The following is a 26,880-nucleotide window of genomic DNA, read 5'->3' as shown; positions in this document are numbered from 1 at the left end:
TGCGTTGCTCGAGCATCGGATATGTCGGTCGGCAGTCCGGGTTTTCCTCCGCTTCCTCCGGGGATGGTTCAGACGTCGGCGAGCGTGCCCGTCGCAAAGGCCCCTGATCGCCCGATCATGTCGGCGCTTCCGCGCTTTACAGGCTCTCGTATCGATCTGCGCTTTGTGCCCGTCGCACAAGTCGTAGACCTGATCTATGCGGATTTGCTTCACGCGCCGTATGTCCTCGATCCTGACGTGTTGACGGATACGCGGCCGGTGTCGTTTCGCTTCGACAAGGCACAGGGTGACGTGCGCTCGTTCCTGTCTGATTTCCTGGGGTCGCTGGGCTACTCGGTGACGGTTCGCGGTGGGGTGACGTACGTATCTAAGTCGGATCACGCAAACGATGAAAGCGACCGGCAGACATTCGTGTATTCGCCGAGGTATCGGGATGCTGACTATCTGTCGCGCATCGTGGGACCGCTGTTCAGCGGCCGCTTTACCGAGAATCGGCCCGTGTCGGCGCCGGAAGGTGCCAAGGTGGCGAGCGATGTGCCCGCGACGTCGGCGGCAAGCCTTGTCGATCAGTCGGCCGATGAACTCGTGTTCGTTGGCTCGGCCGGTGAAGTGGCGATGTTGAAAAAGCTATTGCCGCAGCTCGACACGCCGGTTAGCAATGTCGCGGTGCGCGCGTGGGTGTATGAGGTGACGGATACGTCGGATAACAACTCGGCGTTTCAACTCGCGTTGAGCATCCTAGGCGGGCGTCTAGGGGCTTCGCTGAACATCGGCAGCATCAAGTCAACCGATAACGCGATCAGGCTGAGCGCGGGCGGTTTTAGTGCTGCGCTGTCGGCGCTGAACAGCGATTCGAGGTTCAAGGTCCTAACCTCGCCGAATTTGCGCGTTGCGTCGGGCGATACGGCGAGTCTTAACGTCGGGGAGTCGGTGCCGGTGATTGGCTCCGTGTCCTACCCCAGTTCAACGGCGGCGCCGGTTCAGAGCATCCAGTACGAGGACGCGGGCGTGATTTTTCAGGTCAAGCCGGTTGTGAAGCGCGATGCGATCGACCTGCACCTCGTCGAGGAAATCAGTAGCTTCGTGAATACAACGACGGGCGTGAACAATTCGCCGACGAAGAACACGCGAAAGGTTGAAAGCTCTTTCAGCCTGGCCGATGGCGACGTGTTGCTTATAGGCGGTTTGACGCAGGATCAAGCGACGCATGCCAACTCCGGCTTGTCGTTCCTGCCGCGTTGGGCATCCGGCCATACGGTGTCCACGGGCAAGACGGAAATCTTGCTGCTCCTTCAGGTGCAAAAGATTTAGCGTTACGTAACGTAAATACTTGATTTTCCGTTACGCGTAACATAAAATAATCTTATTACCAATGCGGAGATTGGCGCCATGCAAGAAATTGCGTTACAAGACGGAGTAACGGAAAAGCGCGGCCGGGGTCGTCCGCCTAAGTCTGGTTCCATGACGAACGCACAGCGTCAGGCGGCGTTCCGTGCTCGTCGTAAAGCGGCTGGCGAATCCGTTACCGTAACGAAAAATATTCCGGCTGCTGGCGACGGTTACGACGATCTTGTGCTCGAAAACGACCGGCTTCGTGAGGAGTTGGCCCAGGCTAGGCGCGAATTGGGTGAGCAGCGCCAAGCTTTTCGCGAACCGGTTGGAAAGAAGTGGTCGTATCGGCAGATTACGGCGCTGGCCGAGCGCGAGATTCGACACCAGATGGGGGAAGCATCGAAGGCTGCGAGCAAGGGTGAGGCGAACATGAGCATGCTTTGCCGTGGCTACGCGAATAGCATCCTTCTGTTTTGGTACTTGTTGACGGTCGGTTGGCAAAATGACGGTGATAACGGTCGCCTTGAGGCGCTGCTTAAGCACGACGTTACGCGTAACGAAAAATGAAATCCCGTTATGCGTAACGGGAAATTCGCATGTCGCCGCTCTGGTAATATTCGCGTGCTGTCTGACGCTATAACAATCTACTGAGAGAGCTATTACATGGACTGCGTTTCCTTTTCAAAGGCGTTTCACGACAACATGCGGTCGCTCGGGCTTGATGCGCCGACGGGCCTGTTTTCCTCGTTGCAAACCGCGTTGGGTACGATGACGACGATGCTGGGCGCCCTCAAGGCGCTTGGGCCCGATGCCACGGTCAAAGAGCTTATCGGGGCTACTACGGCGCTCGAAAAGCTTGGTGCTGTCGGTGCGATGGCGGTGTCTTACTACGTTGGTGCGGCGCTCGGGAGCATGATCGTGGCGACCGAGGCAGTGAAGGCGTGCAGCGACACTTATAGGAACTCTCCTGCGGCTCGTTATCGTGCCGTTGGTCGTTGGATCGCCAGTCGCGGTTTGGTCGTTCCAATGGACATTCAGATTTTTATGCAGCGCCATCCTGAGGTCTTAACAGACGTGCCTGCGCGCAGATCGTATGCAATGCGCGCTTTACAGGTCGGGGCCGCGAAATGAATTGGATCGGCGACAAAATTGCGTTGCTCGCAACGGGCGTTGTGTGTGCCGCTGGGGCGTGGGCGATTCTCCACTATTCCGGCAAGTGGTTCTTTCCGGCCGTGACGGTGATAGGTGTTTTGTTGTTGTATCGCGATAATCAGCGGCTTAGGACGCTTCTTAAAGAAAACGGAATCGATCCGAAGCGCAAGCTGTCAAGCGACTAGCGTTAGGAGTGTCCGGGCGGTAGTCGCAGAGGGGTAGCGCGACTGCCTAAAGGCGGAGTTGTAGCGGTTGTCGCGCGGCTTAGCGCGACTTCCCGGACCGAGTAGCGGGTATTACCGGCGCCGCTCGCTGTTGCTGCGGGCGTCGAGCCAAGGCCCCCCTCACTGCAAAGCCGCTTTTCTTCGGCGCGTGTGGCCTAGTAGCGCCTCTGCCAGAGGTAAATAATTGCGCGGACCGCTGCGCCGATCAGCGCGATCAGGACAGCGCGCTGTAGCACGTGTCTGCTGCGCCGGTGGACCTTAAGGCGTCGCCGAAAGATGCGGTCGAGGCGCCCCTCGATTTCCATGAGTCGGATCTGTAGTCCGTATGGCAAGTGCTCCCAAAGTCCAAGGTAGGCAGGATGCCGCCAGATTGGCCGCCGGTGGTCCGCTGGGGTCGGTGTGCCCCGTTGTCTGTCGTTGTTTACGGTCTTCATTCAGCCCCCGTTTTGTTTTCGGCGATTCTATCAGTGACCGCTTGGTCTCAAGTTTTCCGTGATTTGCCGTAAACAATGACTTAATAATAAAAAACGGGGGCCTCGATGGTGCAGTTAGAACTATGGGAGCGTCAGCCGCTGTCAGCGGGTGACCTGGCGCGAGTTGTCGGCGAGATACGCAATCTCTACTGGCATATCCGTAACACGCGGCGGGGCGTCCACGACGCGCGGAGACGGCGGGTCTATCGTAAAATCGCGATTCAAAAAAAACGCCTGCTCGTTGCAGGCGTCTCAAGGCGTGAGGTGCTGGACTTGCTAGCTTGTTGCCGGTCGAAGCGGTGCCGTGCGAAATGCTGTCTTGGCTGCTCGGATCGCACGGCGCAGCGTGGACAATATATTTGACATAACGCGAATTATCAACCAAAAATCGAGATTTCAAGTCAGACGAAAGATGACCGCTCACACGCCCGAAAATGCAGCGCTAGCGTGTTTCCGGATCAATGATGTCCGGATCCAACTCAAAGACCTGCTCCATCATCGCCCACTGCTCGCCGTCCTGCGCGCTCGCGAGGCGCATCTGGCACGGCGCGGTCAGTGCCCACCAGCGCTGCGTTTCCGGGGCCGCGGCCATTGCCGCCATGTCCGCGGCGAAGTCGCCGCCGTGATATTCCCAATAGGCAAACAGCAGATTCTCCGGCTCACGCAGAAAGATCGAATAGTTGCGAATGTTGCTCTGCCGGATGCGCGTCTGCACCGCCGGCCAGACGTTCGCATGCAAACGCCGGTATTCATCGATTTTTTCAGGCCTGAGGCCGATCACCATCGCCATCTTTCGCATGGTCAGCACCTTACGCGACGCGCCGATTCGACGCGTCGATCGACAGTTCGACATGTTGCGCCGCGCGAATCGCATCCCAGTCCCAGTCGATGCCAAGACCCGGTTCGTCCGGCGCATACGCGTGACCTTCCTCGATCCGCACGCCCCTGCCCGTCAGCGAATCAAGCTGCGGAATGTACTCGACCCACGCCGCGTTCGGCACCGCCGCGCACAGGCTCACATGCAATTCCATCAGAAAGTGCGGGCAGATGTCGAGGTTGAGCGCTTCGGCGATATGCGCGACCTTCAGCCACGGCGTGATGCCGCCGACACGCGCGACGTCGGCCTGCACAATCGCACACGCGTCGGCCTTCATGTATTCGCCGAACTGGCCCGGGTGATACAGCGACTCGCCAACGGCGATCGGGACGGTCGTTGCGAGCGACAGCCGGCGGTGCGCGTCGACGTTTTCCGCCGGCATCGGCTCTTCGAGCCATGCGAGCCGGAACGGCTCGAATGCGTGCGCGCGCCGCAATGCCTCAGGAAACGTAAAGCCCTGATTCGCGTCGGTCATCAGTTCGAAGCCGTCGCCCACCGCGTGGCGCACGGCGTCCAGCCGCCGCACATCCTCGGAAACATGCGGCCGCCCGACCTTCAGCTTCGCGCCGAGGAAGCCGTCCGCGCGCGCCTGCAAGGTCTGTTCGACGAGTTCTTGCTCGGACAGATGCAGCCATCCACCTTCGGTCGAATAGGTCCTTGTGCACGATTTCGCGCCGCCCGCGGCGATCCACAGCGGCACGCCCGCGACACGCGTGTTTCGGTCCCACAGCGCCGTGTCGATGGCGGCAAGCGCGAGACTCGTGATCGCGCCCACGGCGGTGGCGTGCGTATGAAACAACAGATCGCGCCAGATCGCTTCGAAGGCGGCGGGATCGCGGCCGATGAGTCGCGGCGCCAGATGATCGCGCAGCAGCGCGACCACCGAGGAGCCACCCGTGCCAATGGTGTACGTATAGCCGGTGCCGCTGCTGCCGTCGTCGCAGCGGATCGTCACGAGCACCGTCTCCTGCACGACGAACGCCTGGATCGCGTCGGTGCGCCTGACCTTCGGCTGCAGATCCACCTGGCGGATTTCGACTGAGTCGATGCTTGTCATGAATCGTTCGCTCCCGAATCCCTTGATGACGTGGCTGTTTTTCAGCGGGTTTTCAGCCGCTTCACCCTTTCACGCCGCCCAGCGTGAGGCCGGCTATCAGGTGTTTCTGCGCGATGAACGTCAGCACGATCGCGGGCACGATGATGACGACGGCCATCGCGCACATGCCTGCCCAGTCGACGGAAAACTGCGCGGTGTAGTCCATCAACCCGACCGGGAGCGTCTTGGTCTCTGGGCTGCGGCACAGCTGCGTGGCGAGCGCGAACTCGTTCCAACTCGTCAGAAATGCAAAAATTCCCGCCGACGCGATACCCGAGCGCGCAAGCGGCAGCTCGACGCGCCAGAACGCTTGCCAGCGCGTGCAGCCATCGATCAGCGCGGCCTGCGACAGCTCGATCGGCACCTCGCGAAAGAAGCCGTCGATCAGCCAGACGGTGAACGGCACGTTCATCGCGAGGTAGACGACGATCACACCGAGGCGCGTATCGAGCAGCCCGGTCCACGCCCACAGCATGAAGATCGGCAGCGACAGCGCGATGCCGGGAATCGCCCGCGTGAGCATCAACAGCACGAACAGCAGGTTCTTGCGGCGGAATTCGAAGCGCGCGAACGCATAGCCGCCCAGCACGCCGACCACCAGCGCCGCCGCCGTGCTGACGCTCGAAATGATCAGTGAATTCACGAAATACTTCGCAATCGGCAGCGATGCCATACCGCCATAGCCGAACATCCCGCGGAAGTTGTCGAGCGTGTAGCCGCCCGCGCTGAACGGCGACTGGTTCGACAGGATTGCGACATTCGTGCGGAACGCGTTGAGCACCACCCACAGCCCCGGCAGGCAGATCACCGCCATCGCGACAAAGACGCCGAACCACAGCGCGATGCGTTTCATCGCCGCTCTCCCCGGGAAGGCGTGGACAACACGAAATGCAATGCGATGCTCGAATCGTTCATCGATCACGATCCCATATGCCGGCGCGCGGCATTCAGCTTGCGGAAGAAGTACAGCGTGAAGAGGATCGACACGAGTACCGACACATAGGCGATCGCATTCGCGTAGCCCATGTGCGAATCGTCGTAAGCGATGCGGCCTACCATCGTCCACAGCAGCTCGGTGCGCCCGCCCGGGCCGCCGTTCGTCATGATTCGCACGATGTCGTACGCGCGGCCGACGTCGAGCGAGCGGATCGTCATCGCGATATAGATGAAGGGCATCAGGTACGGCAAGGTCACGTAGCGGAACGTCTGCCATGCCGTGCAGCCATCCACCTTCGACGCCTCGATCGGGTCTTTCGGCAGCGCCATCAAGCCGGCGAGCAGGATCACGGCGAATACCGGTGTCGAATTCCACACTTCCGCCGCGATCAGCGAAGCGAGCGCCGAGTTTTCGTTGACGAGAAACGGAATCGACCCATGCATCCCGAACAGCGACTGCAGCAGATGGTTCACGACGCCGGTGCTGTCGTTCAGCATGAACTTGAACTGGAAGCCCACCAGCACCGGCGAAAACATCATCGGAAACATCATCACCGTGCGCAGCAGACGCCGCCCCGCCGTCACCTGGTTCAGCAACAACGCGATGCCCAGACCGAGCACCATCTCGAGATTCAGCGCGATGGTCAGAAACAGCACCGTGCGGCCGAAGGCGGACCAAAAATCGCCATTCGACAGCGCACGCGCATAGTTGCGCCAGCCGATGAAGTGGCCGAGCGTCGCCGGGTCCGTCAGCCGGTACGCGGTAAAGCTCGTGTACAGCGAAAACAGCAGCGGCAGCACGACCACGATCGCCACCGAAACGAAAGCCGGCAGCAACAGCTTCGCGGGCAAAGACAGGTGCTCGCGCACCGCGTGCGGCACAGTAAGCGCGGGTCGCGCGAGATTCGTGCCGCCGGATCGCATGTCGTCGCTGCCGCGTCGTTCGAAGTTCATCATCAATCGTTAATCGTTGTCGGCCGCGTCCTGCATGATGTCGGAGACTTTCTTCGCCGCGTCGTCGAGTGCCTGCTTCGAGCTCTTGTCGCCGATGATCGCCTTCTGCAGCTCAGGCCACAGCGCATTCGAGATCTCGTTCCACTGAGCGATGCGCGGCGGCGTGAACGAGTCGTCCTTCGCCGCGGCGCTGAACACCTCGATCGCGTTCGCCATGTAGGTGTCGTGCTTTGCCTGGAACTCCTTCACCGCGTCGCGCTGCGCATCGAGCCGCGACGGGATCGTGCCGAGGCGCGCCTCGACCATCTGCGAATCGTGATTCGTCAGGAACTCGATGAAGCTCGCCGCGATGTCGGGACGGTCGCACGCTTTGGTGATCGAGAAGCTGTGCGAGCCCGACCAGCCTGGCCGCTTGCCGGCCGCGCCGAGCGGCGCGCGCACCACGCCGACGTTGCCCGCCAGTTTCGACGTTTTCGGGTCGTTGTAGAACGATGCGAAGCCCGGCCAGTCCATGTCGAGCGCCACCTTGCCCGCGGCGAAATTGTTGCCGAGATCGTCCCATACGTAGTTTGGCGCGCCCTTCGGCACGGCGCCCGCCTTGTAGAGGTCGACGAACCAGTTCAGCGTCTTCACGCCCACCGGCGAGTTGAATGCGGGGCGCATTTTCGCGTCCAGCAGTTGCCCGCCGTTCGCGACCAGCAGCGAATAGAAGGTGCCGGTCAAGGCTTCATCCTTGCCCGGGAACTGCGTGCCGTAAAAGTTCGGCGACTTCGTGAAGAACTTCGCCTGCTGCTCGAACTCGAGGAAGTTTTTCGGCGGCGCCAGCGTTTCGTTGAACTGCTTGCGGTACGCGGCCTGTATCGCCGGATCGTCGAATACGGTCTTGTCGTAGTAGAGCGCTTCGATGTCGGTCGAGCGCGGAATTTGCACGAGATGGCCCTTCACTTCCGACTGCTTCAGCAGATTCGGCGCGAACTGCGCCAGATAGTCCGCGGGAAAGAGCCCCTTCAGGTCGCGGAAAATCGAATACTGCGCGGCGAAGTTGGTGTGATTCGACGACACGCAATAGTCGATGTGATTCGAAGCGATGTCCTGCTTCAGCTCGCGGTCGAGCTCGAAATGGCTCTTGCGCGAAACGATCTCGACTTTCGCGCCGGTCTCTTTCTCCCAGATCGGAATACGCGTGTAGAGCGCCTCGTACTGCACGCCGCCGATCAGCTTCACGCGCAGCGTGTAGCCCTTGTACTCGTTGTCGGCATGGGCCGTGCCCGCCGCGACGATGCCGGCGAACACAAGCACCGACACCATCGCGCGCACGATCGCGCCGCCCGCCGACTTCCTGCTGTTGCAACCCGACATGTCGCGTCTCCTTGTGGTGGGCCGCCCTGCTCTTCAGCGCAGACGACGGCCGCTCTCTTCGTCGAACAGATACACGTGTTCGGGCGCCGCGCGCAGCATCGTGACGGTGCCCGGTTTCAATGCGGTACGGCCGTTGACGAGCACGCAGCAGCGCTCGCCCGCGATGGTGCCGAACAGTTCGGTCGCGGCGCCCGTCGGTTCCACCACGTCGACGGCGAACGGCAAGCGTCCGTCGGGGGCCGGCAGCAGATGCTCCGGGCGCACGCCCACCACCACGCGCTGGCCTGTGCTCGCCGCCACGAGCGGCGCAGCCAACACGCTATCGCCGATGCGCACGCGCGCGCCATCGGCGATGCGCTCGTAGACGCCCCCGACGCGGTTCATCGCGGGCGATCCGATGAAGCCGGCGACGAACAGGTTGTCGGGGTCGTCGTACAGATCGAGCGGCGCGCCGATCTGCTCGATCACGCCACCGTTCAGCACGACGATGCGGTCCGCCATGGTCATCGCCTCGATCTGGTCGTGCGTCACGTAAACGGTGGTCGCCTTCAGCCGCTGATGCAGCGCGCGGATCTCGGCGCGCATCTGCACGCGCAGCTTCGCGTCGAGATTCGACAGCGGTTCGTCGAACAGAAACACCTTCGGATCGCGCACGATGGCCCGCCCCATGGCGACGCGCTGCCGCTGCCCGCCCGACAGATGACGCGGATAGCGGTCGAGCAGATCTTCGAGCCCGAGAATGGCCGCTGCCTCGCGGGCGCGCGCGTCGATGTCCTGTGGCTTCAGCTCGCGTAGCTTCAGCGCGAACGTGAGGTTTTCCCGCACGCTCATATGGGGATAGAGCGCGTAGTTCTGGAACACCATCGCGATGTCGCGATCTTTCGGCTGCAGGCTGTTGACGACCTTCCCGTCGATCAGGATGCGGCCGCGCGTTATGCCATCGAGGCCCGCCAGCGCGCGCAGCAGCGTGGATTTGCCGCAGCCGCTCGGCCCCACGAGCACGAGAAACTCGCCGTCATGCACCGTCAGATCGATGTGCTTCAGCACCTGTACCGCGCCAAACGACTTCTGCACTTGCTCGAACGCCACTTCGGCCATGCGCGTTTCTCCTCACGCCTCATCTTCAGCAACATTTTATTTATAAAATTCACTTTCATACATAAAATGTAGATCAGTGTTTTCCCACCCCCTCGCCGAGGCCCCGCCAACGGGCCGGTTCATCTGCGAGCGGCGTGGCGTTCCGGCCGCACTACAATTGGCACTTGGCCACACCTGTGAACCTCACTGGCATCTGCGAAGGATATTGAGTTGGACACGACGCGCTATTCGGCACCGGCTCTGGAAAAGGGCCTAGACATCATCGAACTGCTGGCGAATCACCCGGAAGGTTTGTCGCTCGTCGAACTCGGTCGTGCGCTAGGCCGCACGACGAACGAGATCTTCCGGATGGTCGTCACGCTGGAAACGCGGGGCTATCTGATCGCCAGCGGCGAACGCTACGCGCTGTCGCTGCTGCTGTTCCAGCTTGCTCACCGGCATCAGCCGGTACGCTCGCTCGTCTCCACCGCACTGCCGCTGATGACGCAACTCGCGAATGAGGTGCGGCAGTCGTTTCATCTGAGCGTGTATCAGGCGGGGCGCGTGATCATCGTCGCGGGCATCGAGAGTCCTGAGCGCTGGGGCTTTTCGTTGAAGGTGGGCACGCTGATCGGCATGACCGATACGGCGTCCGGCCAGGTGCTGATGGCGTTCCAGGATGAGGCGGAACGCGAGCGGATGCTCTCGCTCCATGTGCCGGTCGATGGCGAGCTCGATGTCGATCTGCCCGCATTGGCCCACGATCTCGCCTTGATCCGCCAACGCGGTTTTGCGCGCATGCAGAGCCGCCAGGTGAAGGGCGTGCGAAATCTCGCATACCCGGTGTTCGGTCGCGACGGACATGCGGTCGCTTCGTTGACGACACCGTATATCGAGCGCATCGACAATGCACCGGTGCCATCCATCGCTGAGGTCGGGGAGAAGATGAAGGAGGCGGCGAACCTGCTCACCACGCTGATGGGCCTCGACGTCTATTGGCAGGCGCCGCCTGCTTGAACTGAGGCGCTGATGCGCAACGTGCATCGGGCCGTCATGCGCCAGATAGTCGCCTTGAGGGTAAGGTCAAGCCGCGGCATGTCGTACGAATTGCCGTATCGGCTCAGTGCAGGACTGATCACGCATGAGCATGCGTGAACTGGATCGTTTGAAGCTCATCGAAGCCGTGGCGCGCGGCTGAGCGCTTGGGCGTCAGTCGACGGCAGATCGAGCGGCTGGCGGCTCGGCTGCGCGCCCTCCCGCGCTCAACGCTGCCTCATGAACGCCAGCATGCGCGCTTTCAGACCCGGCCGTGATGCCGACAGCACGAGATCGGCGAGGTCGCGCGAGGCGTCACCCGCCGCGAGCACGTCGTAAAGGTGGCGTTGCGTCTGACTGTCCAACTGTCCGGCAACCTGGCGCAGGTCGTCGACCACACTGCAAACGCCGTCCGCTTCGACCAGCCGCGACACGAGACCGATCTCATGCGCCTCATGCGCGTCGAGCGTGCGCGTCTGTTCGAGGATGTCGCGGGCATTCGCGAGACCCACGCACTCGCCGAAGCGCCGCGTACCAAGCACCAGACCGAAGCGCAGCCCCGGCATCCGGAAGGTCGCATCCGCCGTGCAGAAGCGCTTTTTGCAGGCAACGAACAGATCCACACCAGCACCGAAATTCCGGCCGTGAGCAAACGCAACCGTCATGCACGGCGAAGATGCAACACGCTGCAGCATCGTTTCGATTCTCACGAGACGCAGCAGCAGGTCCGCGTCGCTTTCCTGCTCCAGATTGCCTTGATCGAATCCGGCGCTGAAATTGCGGCCATTGCCCGCGAACACCAGCGTGCGCGCACCGGACTGATGAGCCTCGTCGACCCCTGCGAGCAGCGCCTCCACGGCCTGAGGATTCAGCGCGTTCATCTTGTCGGGGCGGTTGAGCGTGAACGTCCAGCAGTCTGCGTCACGCACGATATCGATCGATCCGGTCATCGTGTTTCCTGTGCAAGACCTTCTTTGAGTTCATTGACAACTTCTTGCGAATGCTCGCCAAGCGCGGGCGGCGCCCGGCGGATCGGCAGGCTGTGTCCCGACAGCCGGATCGGCGAGCCGAACGTGCGCGTCTTTACGCCATTCGGCAGCGTCAGCGGCTGCACCCATTGCATGTGCTCGACCTGCGGATCGGCGAGCACATCCGAATAGCGGTTGATCGGCGCACAAGGCACACCTGCGCCGCGAAAGCGTTCGAGCCACTCGCCCGCATCGGCCGCGGCAAATTCCGATTCGAGCATTTCGCGCAGCGCGGTCTGATGGCGCGCACGATCACCGGTGCTTGCGAAGCGCGGATCGTCGAACCACTCCGGATGTCCGACCACGCGGCACACGCTCGACCACAGCGCATTGTTGCCGGCCGCCATGCCGAAGTGGCCGTCGCGGCAACGGAACACCTGGTACGGCGCATTGCGCGGATGCGCTGAACCGAGCTTGACCGGATCGCGGCCGCTGCCGAAGTATTCGGAGGTCTGCAGCGCAGCGATGCCGAGTGTCGCGCCGAGCATCGAGATGTCGATGTGCATGCCCGCGCCGCTCTGCTGCACGCGCCGAAGCTCGGCAGCGATCGCGAACGCCGCGTACAGCCCGGCGGAGAAATCCGCCAGCGGCACGCCGCATTTCACCGGCTCGCCGCCTTCCGCGCCGGTCACGCTCATGATCCCGCTCATCGCCTGCAAGGTAAGGTCGAAACCGCCTTCCTGCGCGCGCGGGCCCGTCTGGCCATAAGCCGAAATCGAGCAATACAGCAGACGCGGGGTGCGCGCCGCGAGCGCCTCGTAGCCGAGGCCCAGACGGTCCATCACACCGGGCCGGTTGTTTTCGATCACGACGTCCGCATCGCACATCAGCGCTTTGGCTGTCTCGCGATCACCCGGATCTTTCAGGTTCAGCGTCACCGAACGCTTGTTGCGGTTGAGCGAAGCGAAGTTTTCGCTGAAGCCCTGGCTGATCGGCGGCCACGCGCGCAGCGTGTCGCCGCCGTCGGGATGCTCGAGCTTGACGACGTCCGCGCCCATATCCGCGAGCAGCATGCCGCAGAACGGTCCTGCCGCGACGTTGCAGACTTCGATGACGCGTATGCCCTCGAGGGCCAACTGATGAGTCATAGTCACTTCCGTTCGTAAAGAATGAGGTCAGAGTCCTGCGAATGTCGGCACGATGAGCAAATAGACGAGGCCGAGGAACGAGCCGGCCGTGAGGAAGATCACCAGCGTGAAGCCGAGCACGCGCTGCACGCCGACGCCCGCGATCGCGACCACCGGAATGGCCCAGAACGGCTGCAGTAGGCTACCGGCCATTTCACCGGCTGCGATCGCCATCGAGGTGCCCGGCAGCGACGCGCCCAGGTTCATCGCGGCGGGAATCGTGAACGGGCCCTGCACAGCCCAGTGGCCGCCGCCGCTCGGAATGAACAGCGTGATGGCGCCCGACGCGAGATAGCTGAGGAACGGCAACGTCGCGCCGGATGCGACGTGGATGTAAGCATGGGCGATCACTTGCGCGAGCCCTGTCGCGCCCATGATGCCCATGATGCCGCCATAGAACGGGTACTGCAGCAGCATCGGGCCCGTCACCTTCGCGGCTTCCGTGACTGCGCGCACATAGCGGCGCGACGTGCCGTGCAGACAGAGCCCGGCGAGCAGGAAGATGAAGATCACCGTGTTGATGTCGAGGCTCACGCCATGCCGCAGCCACTGCGTCGCGAGATACGCGACACCCGCCACGACGAACACCAGCGCGCACAGATGCGAGCGTTCGAGCGCACCGGCAAAAGTGTGACTGCGTGCATCGCCGGCGGTATCCACCGCCACGTCTTCCGCGGCGAGCAGATCCGCGTCGGCGGCCATCACGTCCTTGTCGGCCGGACGCATCAGCACGAACACCACCGGAATCAAGATCATTGCGGCGACACCGGCGAGCAGATTCCACGTCGAGAACACGGTGTGCGCGAGCGGCACGATCGCATGCGTATGCTGCTCGACGATGTTCAGCGGATTGCCCGGCGACGCGATCGACAGCGCGATCGAACTCGACATGCCGGTGAATGCCCATAACACCCACGAGCTGTACGCAGCCGCGACGAGCCACGCGAAGTCGACGCGCACCTGTCTCGCGACCTGCTTCGACAGCATCGCCCCGACCACGAGGCCGAAACCCCAGTTCAGAAATGTGGCGATCGCGCCGACGACGAACACCAGCACCACCGCCGAGCTCGGCCCGACTGCGAGCCGGCTGATGCTGCGCAGCGCCGCCTTGATGACCGGCGCACTCGCGAGCGCATAGCCCGTCACGAGCACCAGCACCATCTGGAACGCAAACGTGAAGATGCCGAAGATGCCCTTGTACCATCCCGACAGGATCACCTCGGGCGTGCCCTTCGGCGCAAATGCGAGCGCGCACAGCGCGACGACAACCGTCAGCAGGATCACGATCACGAACGGATCAGGCATCACTCGTTCGAACACGTACACGCATGACGACACCGCGCGCTGCAGAAGCGATTTGTCGTCACTGGAAGGTGCGTCGTGCGCGGGAACGGCTAGCGACGACGTATCATGGGTTTCCACAATCTGTCTCCTGGACCAGAGGTCGGTTTTTGTCGTGGGCAGACCGCGGTTCGCTACGACTCGTAGCATCGTATTGGCGAACGCGCGGCTGGATCGCAATAACGCAACTGCACAACTACGCGATAGCGGACTCCTTCGCCGCCGTGCCTGCGCCGGCCGGTTTGATCTGCAACTCACGCTCCTTGCGCTGCTGCGTCATCAGAACCTGGCGCGCACGCCGCAATGCCTTGTCCGTCTTCAGGAACAGCTCGGCATAGCCGTCGTCTGGACAGTCCATCATCAGCTGCTGACGTTCGAGTGCCCACTGGTCTTGCGCCACCACCGCCGGGAACATTTCCGCCACCTTGCGGGCGGTCGGCATCGACGGATCGCTCAACGTCCTGTGCCAGTTTTTGCAAGACACGTTCCAGCGCCACACGAGATTGCGCGCATCGACGGGGAGATGCAGATGAAGCAGCGTGTACCCACGCTCGGCTTCGGTGCCGAGCTCGCCTTCCGGCGCGACGCGCATCACGACCCGCGTGAGACCCGGGCTCACCATGCAGTGCGTGTGAATGCGCTCGACGGAGTCGTATAGGAACCACTCCTTCAGATACGGCGGCTGACGATACCCATGCACGTGGCGTGTCGTGCGCACGAACGTATGGCCTTCGCTCTCGCCCTCTTCCAGTTCGACCGGAATGCGACTGTTCTCCTTGTCGCCGATATTGCCGTCGTGCAGTGGATAGAAGTGCGTGATGTCGAGCAGGTTTTCAATCAGCAGCAGATAGTTCGCCGGGACGTACAAGGGCTCGGGTGAGCCGATCGACAGGTTGTCCGGATCGCTGATTTCCGGCGTGCGCGGCGGATCGACGTTACGCGCCGCCGACGGATTGCCTGGCCAGATCCAGACCACGCCGTCCTGCTCGCGCACCGGGATGGCTCTCAGGCGCGCCTGCGGCGGAATCGCCTTGTCGGGTGCGGATGGAATCGCGACACATTGCCCCGATGTGTCGTAGCACAGCCCGTGATACGCGCATTCGAGCTGGCCGTTGTCGAGCAGCTTGCTCTGCGACAGCGGAAAGCGCTTGTGGCAGCAGCGATCGTCGAACGCGACGACTTCCCCTTCCTGCGATCGCCACAATACGACTGGCCGATCGACGATCTTGTGACCCTGCAACTGCCCCGGCGCGAACTCGGACGAAAATCCCATCGGGTACCAGCAGTCCTTCACGTATTCAAACGTACTCATATCGGCCATCCTCTTTCGTGTCAATGGGGAGTGACGCTCCGGCGCGGCGCGATGCGGCGACTGCGGCGACGCATGCGCTGTCCAGCCCGCGCTTGGGCGCCTGTGTTCAAATGTCCAGTACGAGCGTGGGGCTCTTCGAGCGCGCGCAGCAGATCATCACGAACTCCTCACGATCGTCCGCGTCTAGCACCGTATCGCGATGCAGCGGCTCGCCCTCCAGATAGCGCGTCATGCAGGTGCCGCAATAGCCTTCGCAGCACGACATATCCACGTCCACGCCGTGGCCGCGCAGGACGTCGGCAATCGATTCGCCCGGCTGCACGGTGAAGGTCTGCCGCGAGCGGCGCAGTTCGACCTCGAACGGCGTGTCGGGTCGCTGGTCGGCACGATCCTCGGCGGTGTGCGCCGGTGCGCCGGCCGCGGAAAAGCGTTCACAGTGACGCGTGCCCTCAGGCCAGTGCGCGCTTGCGGTCTCGATCGCGTCCATCAGGCCGCTCGGGCCGCAGTAGTAGAGGTGTGTGCCGGGTGCGTACTGCGCGAGCGTGCGCGCGAGATCGAGGCGATTGCACGGGTCGCCGCCGTCGAAATGCATGGACACGTCGCCCGCGTCGATCAATGGCTGCAGCACATCGAGAAACGCGGTGCGTTGCGGCGCGCGCGCGCAGTAGAACAGATGGAATGCTTCGCCGCGCCGCTGCACGTCGTGGATCATTGCCATGATCGGCGTGATGCCAATGCCGCCGGCGATGAACACGTGCCGCGCCGCATCGGCCGACAGTCCGAAGTGATTGCGCGGAACGGAAATGGTCACGGTCTGCCCCGCGCGCAGCATGTCGTGCATCGCGACGCTACCGCCGCGGCCGGCCGTATCGCGCAGCACCGCAACCACGTAGTGATGCCGCTCCGTCGCCGGATTGCACAGCGAGTACTGACGGATCGTGCCGCCGGGAAGATGCACGTCGATGTGCGAACCCGCGGTGAAGGCCGGCAGCGCGCTGCCGTCGGCGCGGACGAATTCGAAGGCGTTGACGTCTTCGGCAAGCGACGTGATCGAGTTCACGCGCGCTTCTATTTTTCGGGGGACCGCGCGCTCAGGGCGAGCGACGGCCTCGTCCCGCGTGAGGACTGCTTCCATTGTCTGCCTCCAGTTCTCGTCGAAACGGTCGATGAGTTGCCGTTTCTGTGAAACCCAGAATAGACGCGCCGTCACATGAACTCAAACGAGTAATTTGCGCGTGGAAGCATCAACTTTCTTGATGCAACGTCACGCAGTGCAGCAAATTCGCGGGTGCGATGGGAGCGGCCTTCGGAGGGGCGATAAAGGCCGCATTAGAAGCTCACGTGGCCGTACGAGCCCTGCGAAGCGCGGGTGTCAGACCGCGTCGAAATCGCTGATCTCGCACGCCAGTTCCGCGATCACGCGCGCGAGCGAATACGAATGCCCCGCGGCACTTGCCGCGATGAATTCGACCGGCGCGAGTGGTTTGTCGACGCGCACGATCGCGAGCCGGCCCTGCTCGACCTCCATCACGTAGCTGCGTACCGGCAGATACGACACGCCCATGCCGGCGATCGTCATCGACGCGGCGACGGCAATGCTTTTGCAGCGTGCGAGGTAACGGCACCGAACGTGCTCGCCGAGGAACCAGTCTTCGATTGCCGAGTAATGGAACGAAGTCTGTTTCATGCCGATGATCGGATACGCGGCAAGTTCCTGAGGTGTGTAGGTGTGCGCATCAAGACCGAGCGACGGGCTCGCCATCCACTGGAAGTCGACCGTGCCGAGCGACAGCGTGGATAGTGCCGGTGTACGCGTGTGCCCTGGTGCGAGCACGAGCTCCAGTTCCGCCGCACGCAGGCTTGCCATCAGTTCGGCGGTGAGCGCCTCTTCGATTTCGAGCCGCACGTTCGGGTAGCGCTCCGCGATCACCCCGATGAGTCGCGGCAGCCACGTCGTCGTGACCAGCTCCGCCACGCCGAACCGGACCGTACCGGACACCGCGCCCGACGCGCCGACGCGATGTTCCAGTTCAGTGGACAGATCGAGGATCCGGGACGCATAGTCCATCAGTTCGCGCCCCTTCGGCGTGAGCCGCACCGCGCGATGGCTGCGATCGAACAGCTCGACGCCCAGCGCCCGTTCGAGCTCCCGCACGCGCATCGATACGGCCGACTGTGTCGCATAGAGGCGCTCCGCTGCCGACGAAAAGCTGCCGAGCGTAACCGTCCAGAAAAACGTCTCCAGTTGCTGAAGCGTCATGGTGTCTCCATATCGCCGAGCCTCGTACTCCGCGTACAGCGAGTGTAGAGCTCACCTAATACAGCGTCTCCAGTGGAAACCCCGGAGGCCTGGGAACGCGCTGCACAAGGCGACGACGAGCGTAGCCGCCGTGCGCGCGTCGGCATGACTCCACGAACTCACTCAGACAGCAACTCGGTTTGGTAGGTGCCACCAACGGGACGGTTGACGTACAGCCGCCATTGACCATTGCGCTTGATGCCGAATACGCGAGCCGTTGCGCCGTATTGCTGCACGCTCAATAGCGTGCCACCGGTGATGTCCGGATGTGCAGCGGCAATATCCTGCGCCAGCCCATGCAGAGTCTGAGTGCGAACGTCGGAAACGTGAGCGGTCTCGCGCTGTTGCCGCGCTGCGGCGCTTTCGAACATCTGCTGCATAAAGGTGAGAGGAACAGGCGGGACCTGGACATTGTGGTGAACCACGATGGTCTTATTGGGTGCGGTAAAGACCATGATTCCGCAACCGGTGAGTTCGGCGGTGAAAAACAACTGCGCATCGAAAGCTAGCTCGATCGCATAGGCATGATCAGCCGCCCACTGCAGATAATAAGCGCGATCGCGCTGATATTGACCGCCCGGCTGATTACGGCTGATCCACACCGCCGACGTGGCCGAAATCCCGGTGTCGTCATAGCGGAGCGTGACTGGCGTTACGCGCGCCGCGGAATATTGGTAGTGCAAAGGAACTGCACCAGGGTATTGAACAGTTCGGGAAACGCTGTTCGGCATCGCCTGCGTCATCGTGCCGTCGAGCCGGATCTGCCTCACGTTTCCCGGACCGTTGAGAAACAACACCGGATTGTCAAGAAACAGCCTGTATTGCTGTGGATTCATGCTTAGTCATCCTCCCAAGGATGATCGCGATGATATCCGACGAATTGTCGCTGCTTCGTGTAATCGTATACGCCACGTCGGTGTACACCCCAACGTGGCGTCTGCGCTCTTCTCGACATTCTCCGTGCTTCAGAAAATCACGTGCACGTTCGGCATCGGCGGGTCGTCGCCCTCGCCTTCGCTCGCGGCTCGTGCGGTCATCAGTGCGCCCTGATGGAACACATCGAGCGGCGGCTGGGCGACGTAGCGCTGCAGCGCCTTGGCGCGGGCCTTCGCGGTCGACTGGGTCGACGGCGGCGGCGGCGGATTGCCGGCAGTCCGCACATCGAGCACGTACGGTGTGCGCGTGTGCAGCACATGATCGATGCCGCGCCTCACAGCGGCGTGGACGCTCTCCGGATGCTTCACCACTTCGCCGCCCACGCCCCCCATGGCCTGCGCGATCGAGACGAAGTCCGGCGCGGGACGGTTGATCCGCAGGTACTCCGGATCGTCCGTCTTCGGCTTCCAGCCGTACGCGGGCGACGAGCCGTAGGCCTGCACCACCTGCTGCAGGCCCAGCTGCAGCGTATGGTACTCGTGGTTGTTGGTGACGATGTAGAGCACGCCCAGCTCGCGATGGCCGGCGGTCCACCAGGTCTGCGGATAGAACAGCGACGAGCCGTCGCCCACCGCGTTGACCACCAGGCTCGTCTCGATGTTCTGCCAGCCGTCCTGCTCGAGCTTGATGCCGAGCGAAGCGGGCATCGACCAGCCGAGCGAGCCGCCGCCGACGCAGTAATAGCTGATCGGCGCGGCGCCTTCGGTGCCGAGCGGCAGCAGGTACTGGAACGGCGCCGGATCGGACACGGCTTCGTGAACATAGACGAACTTCTTGCCCAGGCCGCGTGCCTGAATCTCGCGGCGCAGCGCTTCGGCCACTACCACCGCCCAGATCTCGTCCTGCTGCATCGCGAGCGCGAGGTACTTGTCCCACGACACGCGCCGCGCCGCATCGAGTTCGCGCAATCGTGCGTTGCGCGCGCCGGCGGCGGGCGGCGGATTCTTGCGCACGGCGTCGATAACGAGCGGCAAGGTGCTCTTGATATCGCCGAACAGCGCGGCTTCGCCGTAATAGTTCTTGCCGATGTCCCAGGTGTTGTTGGTCAAGTAGACCTGCTTGACGTGCGGCGGAATCAACGGCCCGTCGGAATACTTGAAGATCGTCACCTGTGCCTGATTGCTGAAGCCGACCAAGAACGCGACGTCGTGGGCAGCAAAAGTTTTCTGCACGCCCTGCTGAGTGGTGGGCAGCTCGCCCTGCCAGTGGCAGTCGTCGTTCGGATAGTTGGCGAGGCTGCTGAAGCTTTGCAGCAGCACCGGCGCGCCGAGCAGCTCTGCCAGCGTCTGCAGCTCATGCCATGCACCAGCGTAGCCGATCGCGTCGCCGCCGACGATGATCGGATTCTTTGCCTCGGTGAGCAGTGCCGCGGCCTCGCGAATCGTATCGGCATCGGCCGTGAAGCGCGGCGGGATTTGCGTGATGCCGGGCAGGCGGTCTGCGTCGCCGATGCGGCGCATCGTGAACTCCCACGGAATCGACACGAACACCGGCCCGTTCGGCGGCGCCATCGCCTCCTTGAAAGCGCGCTGCAGCACCAGCGGCAATTCCTCGGCCGCGCGCACCTCGTGCGCCCATTTGGTGTATTGGCTCGCGATGTCGACAAGGTTCGACGCGAGCAGCGGCTCCTGCGTCACGAGCTCGTTCTGCTGCTGGCAGCAGAGGATCACGAGCGGAACCTGGGAGCGCGCCGCATTGAACAGGTTGCCGACCGCGTGCGCGATGCCGGGCGTGACATGGACCACCACGACGCCGGGCTTGTTGGTCATCCGCGCCGAGCCCATCGCCGCGCCGATCGCGATGTTCTCGTGCAGGCACTCGATGTACTGGACTTGATTCTCGGGATAGGACGTGCCGTCGATGATCGGGATCTCGTTGGTCCCGGGCACGCCGAAGATGTAATGAATGCCGAGTTCGCGCAAGGCGTCGAATACGTAATCGCGCGCCCAGCGCGGTTGCTGCCCGTTAGCTTCGCTTGCCATGGCTCCCCCGAACGAGATGTTTTCCGGCGATTGGCGCGGTATTCACGAATGGATTGCCGTGGCCGCGACTAAATTCGAATACCGATGCGACTGTCCACGATTACGTTTTTATTGCGGACATGTCGCCGCTTTGCGCAAAGCTAGTCTGGTCGGTCCCTTTGCCGGATACGAACCGGGACGGGTTTGTGCGCAAGGCCTGAGGATGTGCTTTTGCACGGAGCCATTACAGCTTGGCGCTGTTGATCCGGTAACTGGAAACTTTGACAGGTGCGCGATGGGCGTTCGGTGGCGGTGCCGCCGTCGCCTCATGCCGGTGCAGACTGACGGAACGCTTTCACGTCAAGGTTGTAGGTCGATTGGTACGCGTAAATGAGGATACGTGCAATTGCTTATGCGTATTACTATTGGATGTCCGGGTGCCAGGTTGAACGATTACCTCTAGCTCACGCGCGATACTTCGTTGAAAGCGATTCGGCCCATAATAGGATGGTTCCACGGCGACTACCCTTGTGAATACGAAGGCAACGATGCAGCCCCCTTTCACTAAGCTGACCAAAACCGTCGTCATCTTCGTCACCGCTATGTGCGGCAACGTGAATGCCACGGCCCCGAATTCGATCTTGGATGAGACTGTCCAGTTGAACCCTTCCGACTCATCCGTCGCAGTGAATCGTGACGGGTTGGGGCACTGAGTCGACGCACTACATCGTCATTGCGAAATATCTCAATCAATGCTGACGGAGTTCGGACCGGATTTGTATTTTGCCGATGGCCCGGCGGTGCCGTTTTATGGTTTTCCATATCCGACCCGCATGGCGGTTGCGCGCCTCTCCTCGAGAGAAACGTGGGTATGGTCGCCAATCGAGCTGACGCGAGATTTAGCCGACGCCGTAGAAGCGGTTGGACCAGTCTCGCATATCGTGTCGCCGAACAAGCTGCATCATCTGGCGCTTTCCGCGTGGAAGCGCCGTTGGCCTGAAGCGCGGCTGCATGCGCCGCCGGGTCTTGCTCGGAAGATGAAAGGGTTTCGCTTCGATGCCGAACTTGGCGACGAACCGGACCGGCAATGGATCGTCGACATTGATCAAGTTGTGTTTCGCGGATCCTTTGCGATGGAAGAAGTGGTGTTCTTCCATCGCGCGTCACGCACCGCCATTTTCGGCGATCTAATCCAGCGCTTTCCGGAGGCAGCGGCCACGGGATGGAAAGGCATACTCCTGCGGCTCGATGACCTTGTCGCACCGCACGGCAGCACGCCGCGCGAATGGCGGCTGAGTTTTCTCTCGCGCGATGCCGCGCGCGCCGCTCGCCAACGAGTGCTCGATTGGAAGCCCGAGCGGCTTCTGATCGCTCATGGTGAATGCGTCGACAGCGGGGCAACGGATGTCATCGCTGAGGCGTTGCGCTGGATTTGATTGCCCGATTACTCCGGTTGCCGCACTCTCTCAGACGCTTACAAGGCGGGCGTGTTTGGGGTAACTAGTCCAGATCGACGGTGGTGGGCACGCGTGGCTCGAGGCGCGGGCGCCTGCGCGCACGCTGCTGGCGCACGTGCGACTTTCATCGCGTAGGGCGTTGAGAAGCTTGCGGCCCGGCGGCGGGCTCGAAACCGTCGAGCGCTCGCCGTCCGCATGCAATGCAGCAGTTTTGCTGTTCCGCTTTCAGGTTTAGGTCGCGGAGATGAACGCCGCGGCCTTGCCCGCCATCGTATCCCGCCCGTGATGATGCACAGCGTGATCGAGCAAGCCCTGGATGCTCCCGCGTGTCTCCGTCGGGCGCGCCTGAAACTTGAAGCCCGAAGTCTGCAGATACTGCGCGCCGAAAGCCTTGAGCCGGGAAAAATAGGCCGCCCCGGTGTCATAGGTCGCTCGGTCCACCACTTCTCGCCCCGTCACCTTTTCGTCCCTGAATAGATTCGCCATCGTCATCAGGCTGCCGCAAATGCCGGTGTTGAGCGTGAGCATGGGGATCAGCGGGCTGGCGTCGCAGCCTTCCTGGAAGAAGGCCGTGAACTTGTCCACGTCGTGGATGATGCCGCCCTTGCTCGGATCCATGTTCGGCTGAAACTCGAGGCCGCGCGGGCCCGGATCGCGCTTGGCCAACTCGCGCTCCTGCAGATAGAGTTCGCGCGCCTTGGTGAGAAATGCGTGGATCTTGCTCTGCTCCCACAGCCGGAAGCAGAACTTCACCAGCCATTCGACGCCCGTGACGATGGCCGAGACAAGGCTGCCCGCGCCGGGCAGGAACGAGCTCAGCGCCATCGAGACCGCGCCCTTCAGCGTGGTCCACAGCCCCTGGAAGATCCCCGCCTGCATTTCGCCCTCGAGCGCCGTGGCGATCAGTTCCGGGTGTCCGGCGTTCAGCTCGATCCGGCGGCGCTCGAGCCAGGCGCCGACCTTTTCCGCCGCGGCGCGCAGGGTCTTGATAATGCCTGCGCCGAGGTCCATGGCCGCACCGACGAAAGGCGCCGCGCTCGCGAGGCACTGCGTGACGACCACCTTGATCAGCGAGCGGACAACACCGCCGGCGACGTTGAACGTGCTGGCCGACGTGCCGAGCAACGCGTTCTTGATTTTCTCGAAGGCCCAAGTGACGGCGCTTTCGATCTCGCGCCGCAGGTTGTTGAGCGTTTCCGTGACGGTCACGAGCGCCGCGCCGACCACCGTGGTCGGCAGCACCCAGGGATTCAGGAACAGTACCGGATCCTCTTTGATCATCTCGAAGCCGGCCTGGGTGGTCGGGTACGTCCAGGTCACCTTGGACTTGATCGGACCGCTGTCGGCGTTGTCCATGGCGGGCCGGAGGGTGCCGGTCTTCGCCCAGCGCCGTTCCCTAGTGGCGGCGTTGCTGATGCCGAAGGTATTGTCGATGGTCTTGACTGCTGTCGGCAGCTGTTTGGCGGCTACCGCCCCGGCGCTGGCGATGGCGCGCGCCGACACGTCGTGCCCCGCGACCGAGACATGCCGGGCGGCCTGGGTGGCGCTGTTCAGATGGCTCATGTTCGTCGCGAAGCCGGATCCGACGGCGCCGCCCACGGCGCCTACCCCTTCCATGGCAATGGTGAAGGCGTTCATGTCGATGTCGATATTGCCCAGCAGGTAAAGCACGCCATAGCGCGAGTGCGGGATATCGAACGACCGGATTCTGTCGCGTGCGGCCGCGGCCGACGGCTGCGGCGGCGCAACCGCTTTCGCTTCCTGGTGGATGTATTGCATGAGGCCGCCGCTTTCGGTGTTGCGCGGCACCTTGGACCAGTCGCCGCCCTTCTCGGCGAGGTAGTCTTCGAGCGCATCGCGCAAGGTGGCGGCCTTGGCCCGGTCGAAGCGAGCCGCCCACCATGCGGCGTACGCGTTATCGATGCGGATGGTGCTCGCGCTGCGCGAACTAAGCGTGAGCGCGGTGCGCCTGACCCACTCACGTGAACTAACGATTTCCAACGGTCCCTTTGCGCCCATGACCTGGTCTCCTGCGGTCTCCGAGTGGTCGATCCACCCTGGTTGTCGGCGGAGTATAGCAGTGGCGCTTCGCGGTTTGATGACCGAATGTTATGAGCAGTAAAGTGCTATTTGTATGAAAAATTGCCTATTTTGCCGTTCGTCGTTTTTGCGCTGAACGATTCGTTGCAGGTGGATCGCTGCAGATCCGGTCTCGCGAGGCCTCGACACCATTCGCGGTTACAGGGACGAGAAATTCGCGATGCGTACTGCCCCTTCGGGAAACTTCGCGATGATTTCCAACTGTCCGCCCATCGCCTCGATATGCGATCTCAGCGTCGAGATATACATGTCCGTACGCTGTTCCAGCTTCGCAATGCTCGGCTGCTTCACGTGCAAGACGATAGCCAGCGCCTCTTGAGATAGGCCCCTCGCACGCCGCAGCTCGCCGAGCGCCATTTCGTCAATCACTTCTTTTACGCGAGCTTCCACCCGCGCCTGCGCTTGCGGTGACATCTTGTCCCGCAATTCAGCAAACTTCTTAGCCATCGCCAGCTCCCTCAGCTACCAACTGTGCTAGATGTTCGTCGTAAGACGCATCTGCCTTCGGCACATTGACGTCATACCAACGGTCGTCGCCGGTCTTGTCGCCGCCTAGCAACAGAATGGCTGCTCGCCGAGGATCGAATGCATACAACACGCGATATGGTCGGCCTGCGTGTTGAACGCGAAGCTCCCTCATATGGGCATGTCGAGATCCGTTAATTCCGCTCGAATGCGGAAAGCGCAACGCCGGTCCATATTGCTCAAGGAGCGCTACCGAGACCGCAACAGACTCCTGCTCACGCTCGGTTAAGTTGTTCCACCACTCGCCGAACGCCTCGCAATACTCAACCTCCCAAGCCATAACGAACTCCTCAAAGCAACTTTATCGACTTGCATACGTGCCTCGCTCTAGGATTTGGGGGATCAAGTTATTCTCGGATGGGCTTTGCGCCCAGTCGAAATATAGCTCCTACGGAATATTCCGTCAAGGGAATGCTGGTGTGAAGCTGTTCCGATACGCATCGAGATTCGATGTCTTGCTGACGCCGGCATTGAAGCAGCGTTGCGCTTTGACCTCCTTAAGGTGGTGGCGGGTTCGAAGCGCGGTAGGACCTAAACAGTACGCGCCACCAAGACTACAATGACGCAACTCGCAACACGATGTCCCTATAAGCCGACGTGACCGCCTCGAATAACGCACGCACTCACAGCCTCGCACTAGCGGCGAGCCTTGCACTGATCGCATTCTCGCTGCGCACACCCATCACGAGCGTCGGCCCGATCCTGCTCGAAGCAACTCGCGCGACGCATCTATCCCCAGCCGGAGCCAGCCTGCTGACTACGCTTCCATCGCTATGCTTCGGTTTGTTCGGCCCGCTCGCGCCGATGCTCTCGCGCCGAGTCGGCAGTGAACGGGCGCTGCTCGGATTGCTGGTGCTGCTCACTGCTGGGACGGCGTTACGAGTCCTGCCGTTTTGGCAAATGTTGTTCCTCGGGCAGATTGCGGCCTGCTTTTCGATCGGCTTGATGAACGTGTTGCTGCCCGGCGTCGTGAAGCGCGACTTCCCCGATCACGTCGCGTTGATGACGGGGCTATATAGCGCAGCCATGTGCGCGGGCGCCGCATCGGCTGCCGCGGCGACGGCGCCCGCCGCTGACTTCGTGAAGCAAATCTTCGGGGATTCCAATGGAAATGCCTGGGCATGGGCGTTGGCCCTCTGGGCATTGCCCGTAGCCCTGGCGGTGTTGATGTGGCGCAGCCAATTGCCGCCCGTCGGAACGCAGGTGGGGAGGAGCACGCGTGCCGTCCGCGGTTTGTTGCGGGATCCGCTCGCGTGGCAGGTCACGATTTTCATGGGCTCGCAATCTTCACTCGCCTACATCGTGTTCGGTTGGCTCCCTACGGTTTTGCGTATGCGCGGCATGAGCGCCGTCGATGCGGGACTCATGCTGTCGCTCAGTGTGATCGCTCAGGCTGCGACATCGCTGCTGCTTCCGTTTTTGGTCGCCCGCCTTCCCGATCAGCGTGGGATCAATCTTCTTTCGCTGGTCCTAACGGCCGTGGGCCTCGTGGGATGCTTCTTCGCGCCGCTTTCGACGATGTGGGGATGGGCGCTGCTGCTGGGCATCGCACAGGGCGCGTCGTTCACCCTGGCGCTCACGGTCATCGGATTGCGCTCGCCCGACTCGCACGTGGCGGGGAAGCTGTCCAGCATGGCGCAAAGCATCGGCTACCTGCTTGCATCGAGCGGCCCGTTTATCGCCGGCTCGTTGCTGCATGCGACGGGCTCGTTTTATAGTCTGGCCGCCCTGTGCGTCGGGATCTGCGCGATAGCGTCCTGGTTCGGCTATGCAGCAGGCCGGCGCGGATACGTGCATGCTCAGGTCGAAGCCGCTCCGACCTGAGCATCGGCAATCCAATCAGCGCATCAAACGGCGACTCGACAAAAGGCTTCGAGCCGATACCCGTCAGGGTCGACCACGAACGCCGCGTAATAGCCGGGCGAATAATCGGTTCGTATTCCCGGCGCGCCGTTGTCCTTGCCGCCGGCTTCGAGCGCCTTGGCGTGAAACGCATCCACCTCCGAACGCGTCGGCGCGGCGAAACAGAAGTGCAAGCCAGATCGCATATCGGGAGAGACAGGGCTATCGGTTGGGGAAATCCAAAGCTGCACCGAGTCCGTACCGTATCCGAGCATGTACTCGTCCGCACACAAGCAGCGATAACCGAGCGCCCCGAGCGCGGCGTCGTAGAACGTCTTCGTTTTCCCGAGGTCGCGCACGCCGATCGATACATGGTCCAACATATCGTCTCTCCTAAATGAGTGATTCCACTGATTCTAGTGAATCGATTGGTTTTG

General features: G+C 62.2%; 25 protein-coding genes. 7 read left to right on the top strand and 18 right to left on the bottom strand.

Going from position 1 to position 26,880, the window contains the following annotated elements:
- Positions 1-21 precede the first annotated feature (21 nt).
- From DWV00_RS21945 to DWV00_RS21930, 4 genes are all read left to right on the top strand, one after another.
- The gene (locus DWV00_RS21945; protein WP_245964984.1) at positions 22-1,311 is read left to right on the top strand and encodes a type II secretion system protein GspD; all 1,290 of its coding nucleotides are present in this window, start codon (positions 22-24) and stop codon (positions 1,309-1,311) included.
- A 78-nt stretch (positions 1,312-1,389) separates the two neighbouring features.
- Positions 1,390-1,899: a hypothetical protein gene (locus DWV00_RS34665; protein ID WP_147297951.1), complete on the top strand. Its 510-nt coding sequence runs from the start codon at positions 1,390-1,392 to the stop codon at positions 1,897-1,899.
- Positions 1,900-1,995: 96 nt separating this feature from the next.
- Positions 1,996-2,463, top strand: a complete 468-nt coding sequence (locus DWV00_RS21935; protein WP_115535726.1) for a hypothetical protein — start codon at positions 1,996-1,998, stop codon at positions 2,461-2,463.
- Entirely contained in the window at positions 2,460-2,669 is a 210-nt protein-coding gene (locus tag DWV00_RS21930; RefSeq protein WP_115535725.1) for a hypothetical protein, read from the top strand. Before DWV00_RS21935 ends, DWV00_RS21930 begins: the two co-directional genes overlap by 4 nt.
- Before the next feature lie 954 nt (positions 2,670-3,623).
- On the opposite strand, the gene DWV00_RS21915 is transcribed toward DWV00_RS21930, so the two are convergent.
- The 6 genes from DWV00_RS21915 to DWV00_RS21890 all read right to left on the bottom strand — a co-directional run bounded on the left by DWV00_RS21915 (position 3,624) and on the right by DWV00_RS21890 (position 9,501).
- Positions 3,624-3,980: an L-rhamnose mutarotase gene (locus DWV00_RS21915; RefSeq protein WP_115535835.1), complete on the bottom strand. Its 357-nt coding sequence runs from the start codon at positions 3,978-3,980 to the stop codon at positions 3,624-3,626.
- A gap of 10 nt (positions 3,981-3,990) precedes the next feature.
- The gene (locus DWV00_RS21910; RefSeq protein WP_115535723.1) at positions 3,991-5,115 is read right to left on the bottom strand and encodes a mandelate racemase/muconate lactonizing enzyme family protein; all 1,125 of its coding nucleotides are present in this window, start codon (positions 5,113-5,115) and stop codon (positions 3,991-3,993) included.
- 61 nt (positions 5,116-5,176) lie between these two features.
- Complete coding sequence (locus DWV00_RS21905; RefSeq protein ID WP_115535722.1) at positions 5,177-6,007, bottom strand: carbohydrate ABC transporter permease; 831 nt, start codon at positions 6,005-6,007, stop codon at positions 5,177-5,179.
- 65 nt (positions 6,008-6,072) lie between these two features.
- Positions 6,073-7,047, bottom strand: coding sequence for a carbohydrate ABC transporter permease (locus DWV00_RS21900; protein ID WP_115535721.1), 975 nt, complete (start codon positions 7,045-7,047; stop codon positions 6,073-6,075).
- Positions 7,048-7,053: 6 nt separating this feature from the next.
- Positions 7,054-8,403, bottom strand: a complete 1,350-nt coding sequence (locus DWV00_RS21895) for an ABC transporter substrate-binding protein (RefSeq protein ID WP_245964983.1) — start codon at positions 8,401-8,403, stop codon at positions 7,054-7,056.
- 33 nt (positions 8,404-8,436) lie between these two features.
- Positions 8,437-9,501: an ABC transporter ATP-binding protein gene (locus DWV00_RS21890; RefSeq protein ID WP_115535720.1), complete on the bottom strand. Its 1,065-nt coding sequence runs from the start codon at positions 9,499-9,501 to the stop codon at positions 8,437-8,439.
- Positions 9,502-9,711: 210 nt separating this feature from the next.
- Here DWV00_RS21890 and DWV00_RS21885 point away from each other — a divergent pair, with 210 nt between their 5' ends.
- Complete coding sequence (locus tag DWV00_RS21885) at positions 9,712-10,497, top strand: IclR family transcriptional regulator (RefSeq protein WP_115535719.1); 786 nt, start codon at positions 9,712-9,714, stop codon at positions 10,495-10,497.
- 245 nt (positions 10,498-10,742) lie between these two features.
- On the opposite strand, the gene DWV00_RS21880 is transcribed toward DWV00_RS21885, so the two are convergent.
- The 8 genes from DWV00_RS21880 to DWV00_RS21845 all read right to left on the bottom strand — a co-directional run bounded on the left by DWV00_RS21880 (position 10,743) and on the right by DWV00_RS21845 (position 20,540).
- The gene (locus DWV00_RS21880) at positions 10,743-11,465 is read right to left on the bottom strand and encodes an enoyl-CoA hydratase/isomerase family protein (protein ID WP_115535718.1); all 723 of its coding nucleotides are present in this window, start codon (positions 11,463-11,465) and stop codon (positions 10,743-10,745) included.
- Positions 11,462-12,631, bottom strand: a complete 1,170-nt coding sequence (locus DWV00_RS21875) for a CaiB/BaiF CoA transferase family protein (protein ID WP_115535717.1) — start codon at positions 12,629-12,631, stop codon at positions 11,462-11,464. Before DWV00_RS21875 ends, DWV00_RS21880 begins: the two co-directional genes overlap by 4 nt.
- 27 nt (positions 12,632-12,658) lie before the next feature.
- Positions 12,659-14,092: a TIGR00366 family protein gene (locus DWV00_RS21870; protein ID WP_245964982.1), complete on the bottom strand. Its 1,434-nt coding sequence runs from the start codon at positions 14,090-14,092 to the stop codon at positions 12,659-12,661.
- Positions 14,093-14,207: 115 nt separating this feature from the next.
- Complete coding sequence (locus DWV00_RS21865) at positions 14,208-15,323, bottom strand: aromatic ring-hydroxylating dioxygenase subunit alpha (protein WP_115535832.1); 1,116 nt, start codon at positions 15,321-15,323, stop codon at positions 14,208-14,210.
- 106 nt (positions 15,324-15,429) lie between these two features.
- Positions 15,430-16,458, bottom strand: coding sequence for a PDR/VanB family oxidoreductase (locus DWV00_RS21860; RefSeq protein WP_115535716.1), 1,029 nt, complete (start codon positions 16,456-16,458; stop codon positions 15,430-15,432).
- A gap of 237 nt (positions 16,459-16,695) precedes the next feature.
- Positions 16,696-17,583 carry a LysR family transcriptional regulator gene (locus DWV00_RS21855; protein ID WP_115535715.1) on the bottom strand — a complete coding sequence of 296 codons (888 nt, stop codon included), beginning with the start codon at positions 17,581-17,583 and terminating at the stop codon, positions 16,696-16,698.
- 158 nt (positions 17,584-17,741) lie between these two features.
- A complete protein-coding gene (locus DWV00_RS21850) occupies positions 17,742-18,458 on the bottom strand; it encodes a hypothetical protein (protein ID WP_115535714.1) in 717 nt (238 codons plus the stop codon).
- Between the two features lie 129 nt (positions 18,459-18,587).
- Positions 18,588-20,540, bottom strand: coding sequence for a thiamine pyrophosphate-binding protein (locus DWV00_RS21845; protein ID WP_115535713.1), 1,953 nt, complete (start codon positions 20,538-20,540; stop codon positions 18,588-18,590).
- 731 nt (positions 20,541-21,271) lie between these two features.
- Between DWV00_RS21845 and DWV00_RS21840 the strand changes: the two genes are divergently transcribed.
- Positions 21,272-21,955, top strand: a complete 684-nt coding sequence (locus DWV00_RS21840; RefSeq protein ID WP_115535712.1) for a DUF4336 domain-containing protein — start codon at positions 21,272-21,274, stop codon at positions 21,953-21,955.
- 252 nt (positions 21,956-22,207) lie between these two features.
- On the opposite strand, the gene DWV00_RS21835 is transcribed toward DWV00_RS21840, so the two are convergent.
- From DWV00_RS21835 to DWV00_RS21825, 3 genes are all read right to left on the bottom strand, one after another.
- Positions 22,208-23,839, bottom strand: coding sequence for a hypothetical protein (locus tag DWV00_RS21835; RefSeq protein ID WP_245964981.1), 1,632 nt, complete (start codon positions 23,837-23,839; stop codon positions 22,208-22,210).
- Between the two features lie 375 nt (positions 23,840-24,214).
- Positions 24,215-24,523, bottom strand: coding sequence for an XRE family transcriptional regulator (locus DWV00_RS21830; protein ID WP_115535710.1), 309 nt, complete (start codon positions 24,521-24,523; stop codon positions 24,215-24,217).
- Positions 24,516-24,881 carry a type II toxin-antitoxin system RelE/ParE family toxin gene (locus DWV00_RS21825; RefSeq protein ID WP_115535709.1) on the bottom strand — a complete coding sequence of 122 codons (366 nt, stop codon included), beginning with the start codon at positions 24,879-24,881 and terminating at the stop codon, positions 24,516-24,518. Before DWV00_RS21825 ends, DWV00_RS21830 begins: the two co-directional genes overlap by 8 nt.
- 317 nt (positions 24,882-25,198) lie before the next feature.
- Between DWV00_RS21825 and DWV00_RS21820 the strand changes: the two genes are divergently transcribed.
- Positions 25,199-26,425 carry an MFS transporter gene (locus tag DWV00_RS21820; protein ID WP_115535708.1) on the top strand — a complete coding sequence of 409 codons (1,227 nt, stop codon included), beginning with the start codon at positions 25,199-25,201 and terminating at the stop codon, positions 26,423-26,425.
- Positions 26,426-26,448: 23 nt separating this feature from the next.
- On the opposite strand, the gene DWV00_RS21815 is transcribed toward DWV00_RS21820, so the two are convergent.
- Complete coding sequence (locus tag DWV00_RS21815; RefSeq protein ID WP_115535707.1) at positions 26,449-26,826, bottom strand: VOC family protein; 378 nt, start codon at positions 26,824-26,826, stop codon at positions 26,449-26,451.
- Between the last annotated feature and the right edge of the window lie 54 nt (positions 26,827-26,880).

Origin of the sequence: Trinickia dinghuensis (assembly GCF_003367175.1) — a bacterium.
Taxonomy (GTDB): Bacteria; Pseudomonadota; Gammaproteobacteria; order Burkholderiales; family Burkholderiaceae; genus Trinickia; species Trinickia dinghuensis.
The sequence above is the reverse complement of the archived record's forward strand: the minus strand, read 5'-3'. Positions and strand labels throughout refer to the sequence as shown.

Coding starts and splice junctions, on each gene's coding strand:
- DWV00_RS21910 (WP_115535723.1), bottom strand. CDS start 5,115: ATGACAAGCATCGACTCAGTCGAAATCCGCCAGGTGGATCTGCAGCCG.
- DWV00_RS21860 (WP_115535716.1), bottom strand. CDS start 16,458: ATGGAAGCAGTCCTCACGCGGGACGAGGCCGTCGCTCGCCCTGAGCGC.
- DWV00_RS21895 (WP_245964983.1), bottom strand. CDS start 8,403: ATGTCGGGTTGCAACAGCAGGAAGTCGGCGGGCGGCGCGATCGTGCGC.
- DWV00_RS21840 (WP_115535712.1), top strand. CDS start 21,272: ATGCTGACGGAGTTCGGACCGGATTTGTATTTTGCCGATGGCCCGGCG.
- DWV00_RS21830 (WP_115535710.1), bottom strand. CDS start 24,523: ATGGCTAAGAAGTTTGCTGAATTGCGGGACAAGATGTCACCGCAAGCG.
- DWV00_RS21865 (WP_115535832.1), bottom strand. CDS start 15,323: ATGAGTACGTTTGAATACGTGAAGGACTGCTGGTACCCGATGGGATTT.
- DWV00_RS21930 (WP_115535725.1), top strand. CDS start 2,460: ATGAATTGGATCGGCGACAAAATTGCGTTGCTCGCAACGGGCGTTGTG.
- DWV00_RS21815 (WP_115535707.1), bottom strand. CDS start 26,826: ATGTTGGACCATGTATCGATCGGCGTGCGCGACCTCGGGAAAACGAAG.
- DWV00_RS21945 (WP_245964984.1), top strand. CDS start 22: ATGTCGGTCGGCAGTCCGGGTTTTCCTCCGCTTCCTCCGGGGATGGTT.
- DWV00_RS21845 (WP_115535713.1), bottom strand. CDS start 20,540: ATGGCAAGCGAAGCTAACGGGCAGCAACCGCGCTGGGCGCGCGATTAC.
- DWV00_RS21900 (WP_115535721.1), bottom strand. CDS start 7,047: ATGATGAACTTCGAACGACGCGGCAGCGACGACATGCGATCCGGCGGC.
- DWV00_RS21850 (WP_115535714.1), bottom strand. CDS start 18,458: ATGAATCCACAGCAATACAGGCTGTTTCTTGACAATCCGGTGTTGTTT.
- DWV00_RS21855 (WP_115535715.1), bottom strand. CDS start 17,583: ATGACGCTTCAGCAACTGGAGACGTTTTTCTGGACGGTTACGCTCGGC.
- DWV00_RS21890 (WP_115535720.1), bottom strand. CDS start 9,501: ATGGCCGAAGTGGCGTTCGAGCAAGTGCAGAAGTCGTTTGGCGCGGTA.
- DWV00_RS21905 (WP_115535722.1), bottom strand. CDS start 6,007: ATGAAACGCATCGCGCTGTGGTTCGGCGTCTTTGTCGCGATGGCGGTG.
- DWV00_RS21825 (WP_115535709.1), bottom strand. CDS start 24,881: ATGGCTTGGGAGGTTGAGTATTGCGAGGCGTTCGGCGAGTGGTGGAAC.
- DWV00_RS21915 (WP_115535835.1), bottom strand. CDS start 3,980: ATGCGAAAGATGGCGATGGTGATCGGCCTCAGGCCTGAAAAAATCGAT.
- DWV00_RS34665 (WP_147297951.1), top strand. CDS start 1,390: ATGCAAGAAATTGCGTTACAAGACGGAGTAACGGAAAAGCGCGGCCGG.
- DWV00_RS21935 (WP_115535726.1), top strand. CDS start 1,996: ATGGACTGCGTTTCCTTTTCAAAGGCGTTTCACGACAACATGCGGTCG.
- DWV00_RS21875 (WP_115535717.1), bottom strand. CDS start 12,631: ATGACTCATCAGTTGGCCCTCGAGGGCATACGCGTCATCGAAGTCTGC.
- DWV00_RS21880 (WP_115535718.1), bottom strand. CDS start 11,465: ATGACCGGATCGATCGATATCGTGCGTGACGCAGACTGCTGGACGTTC.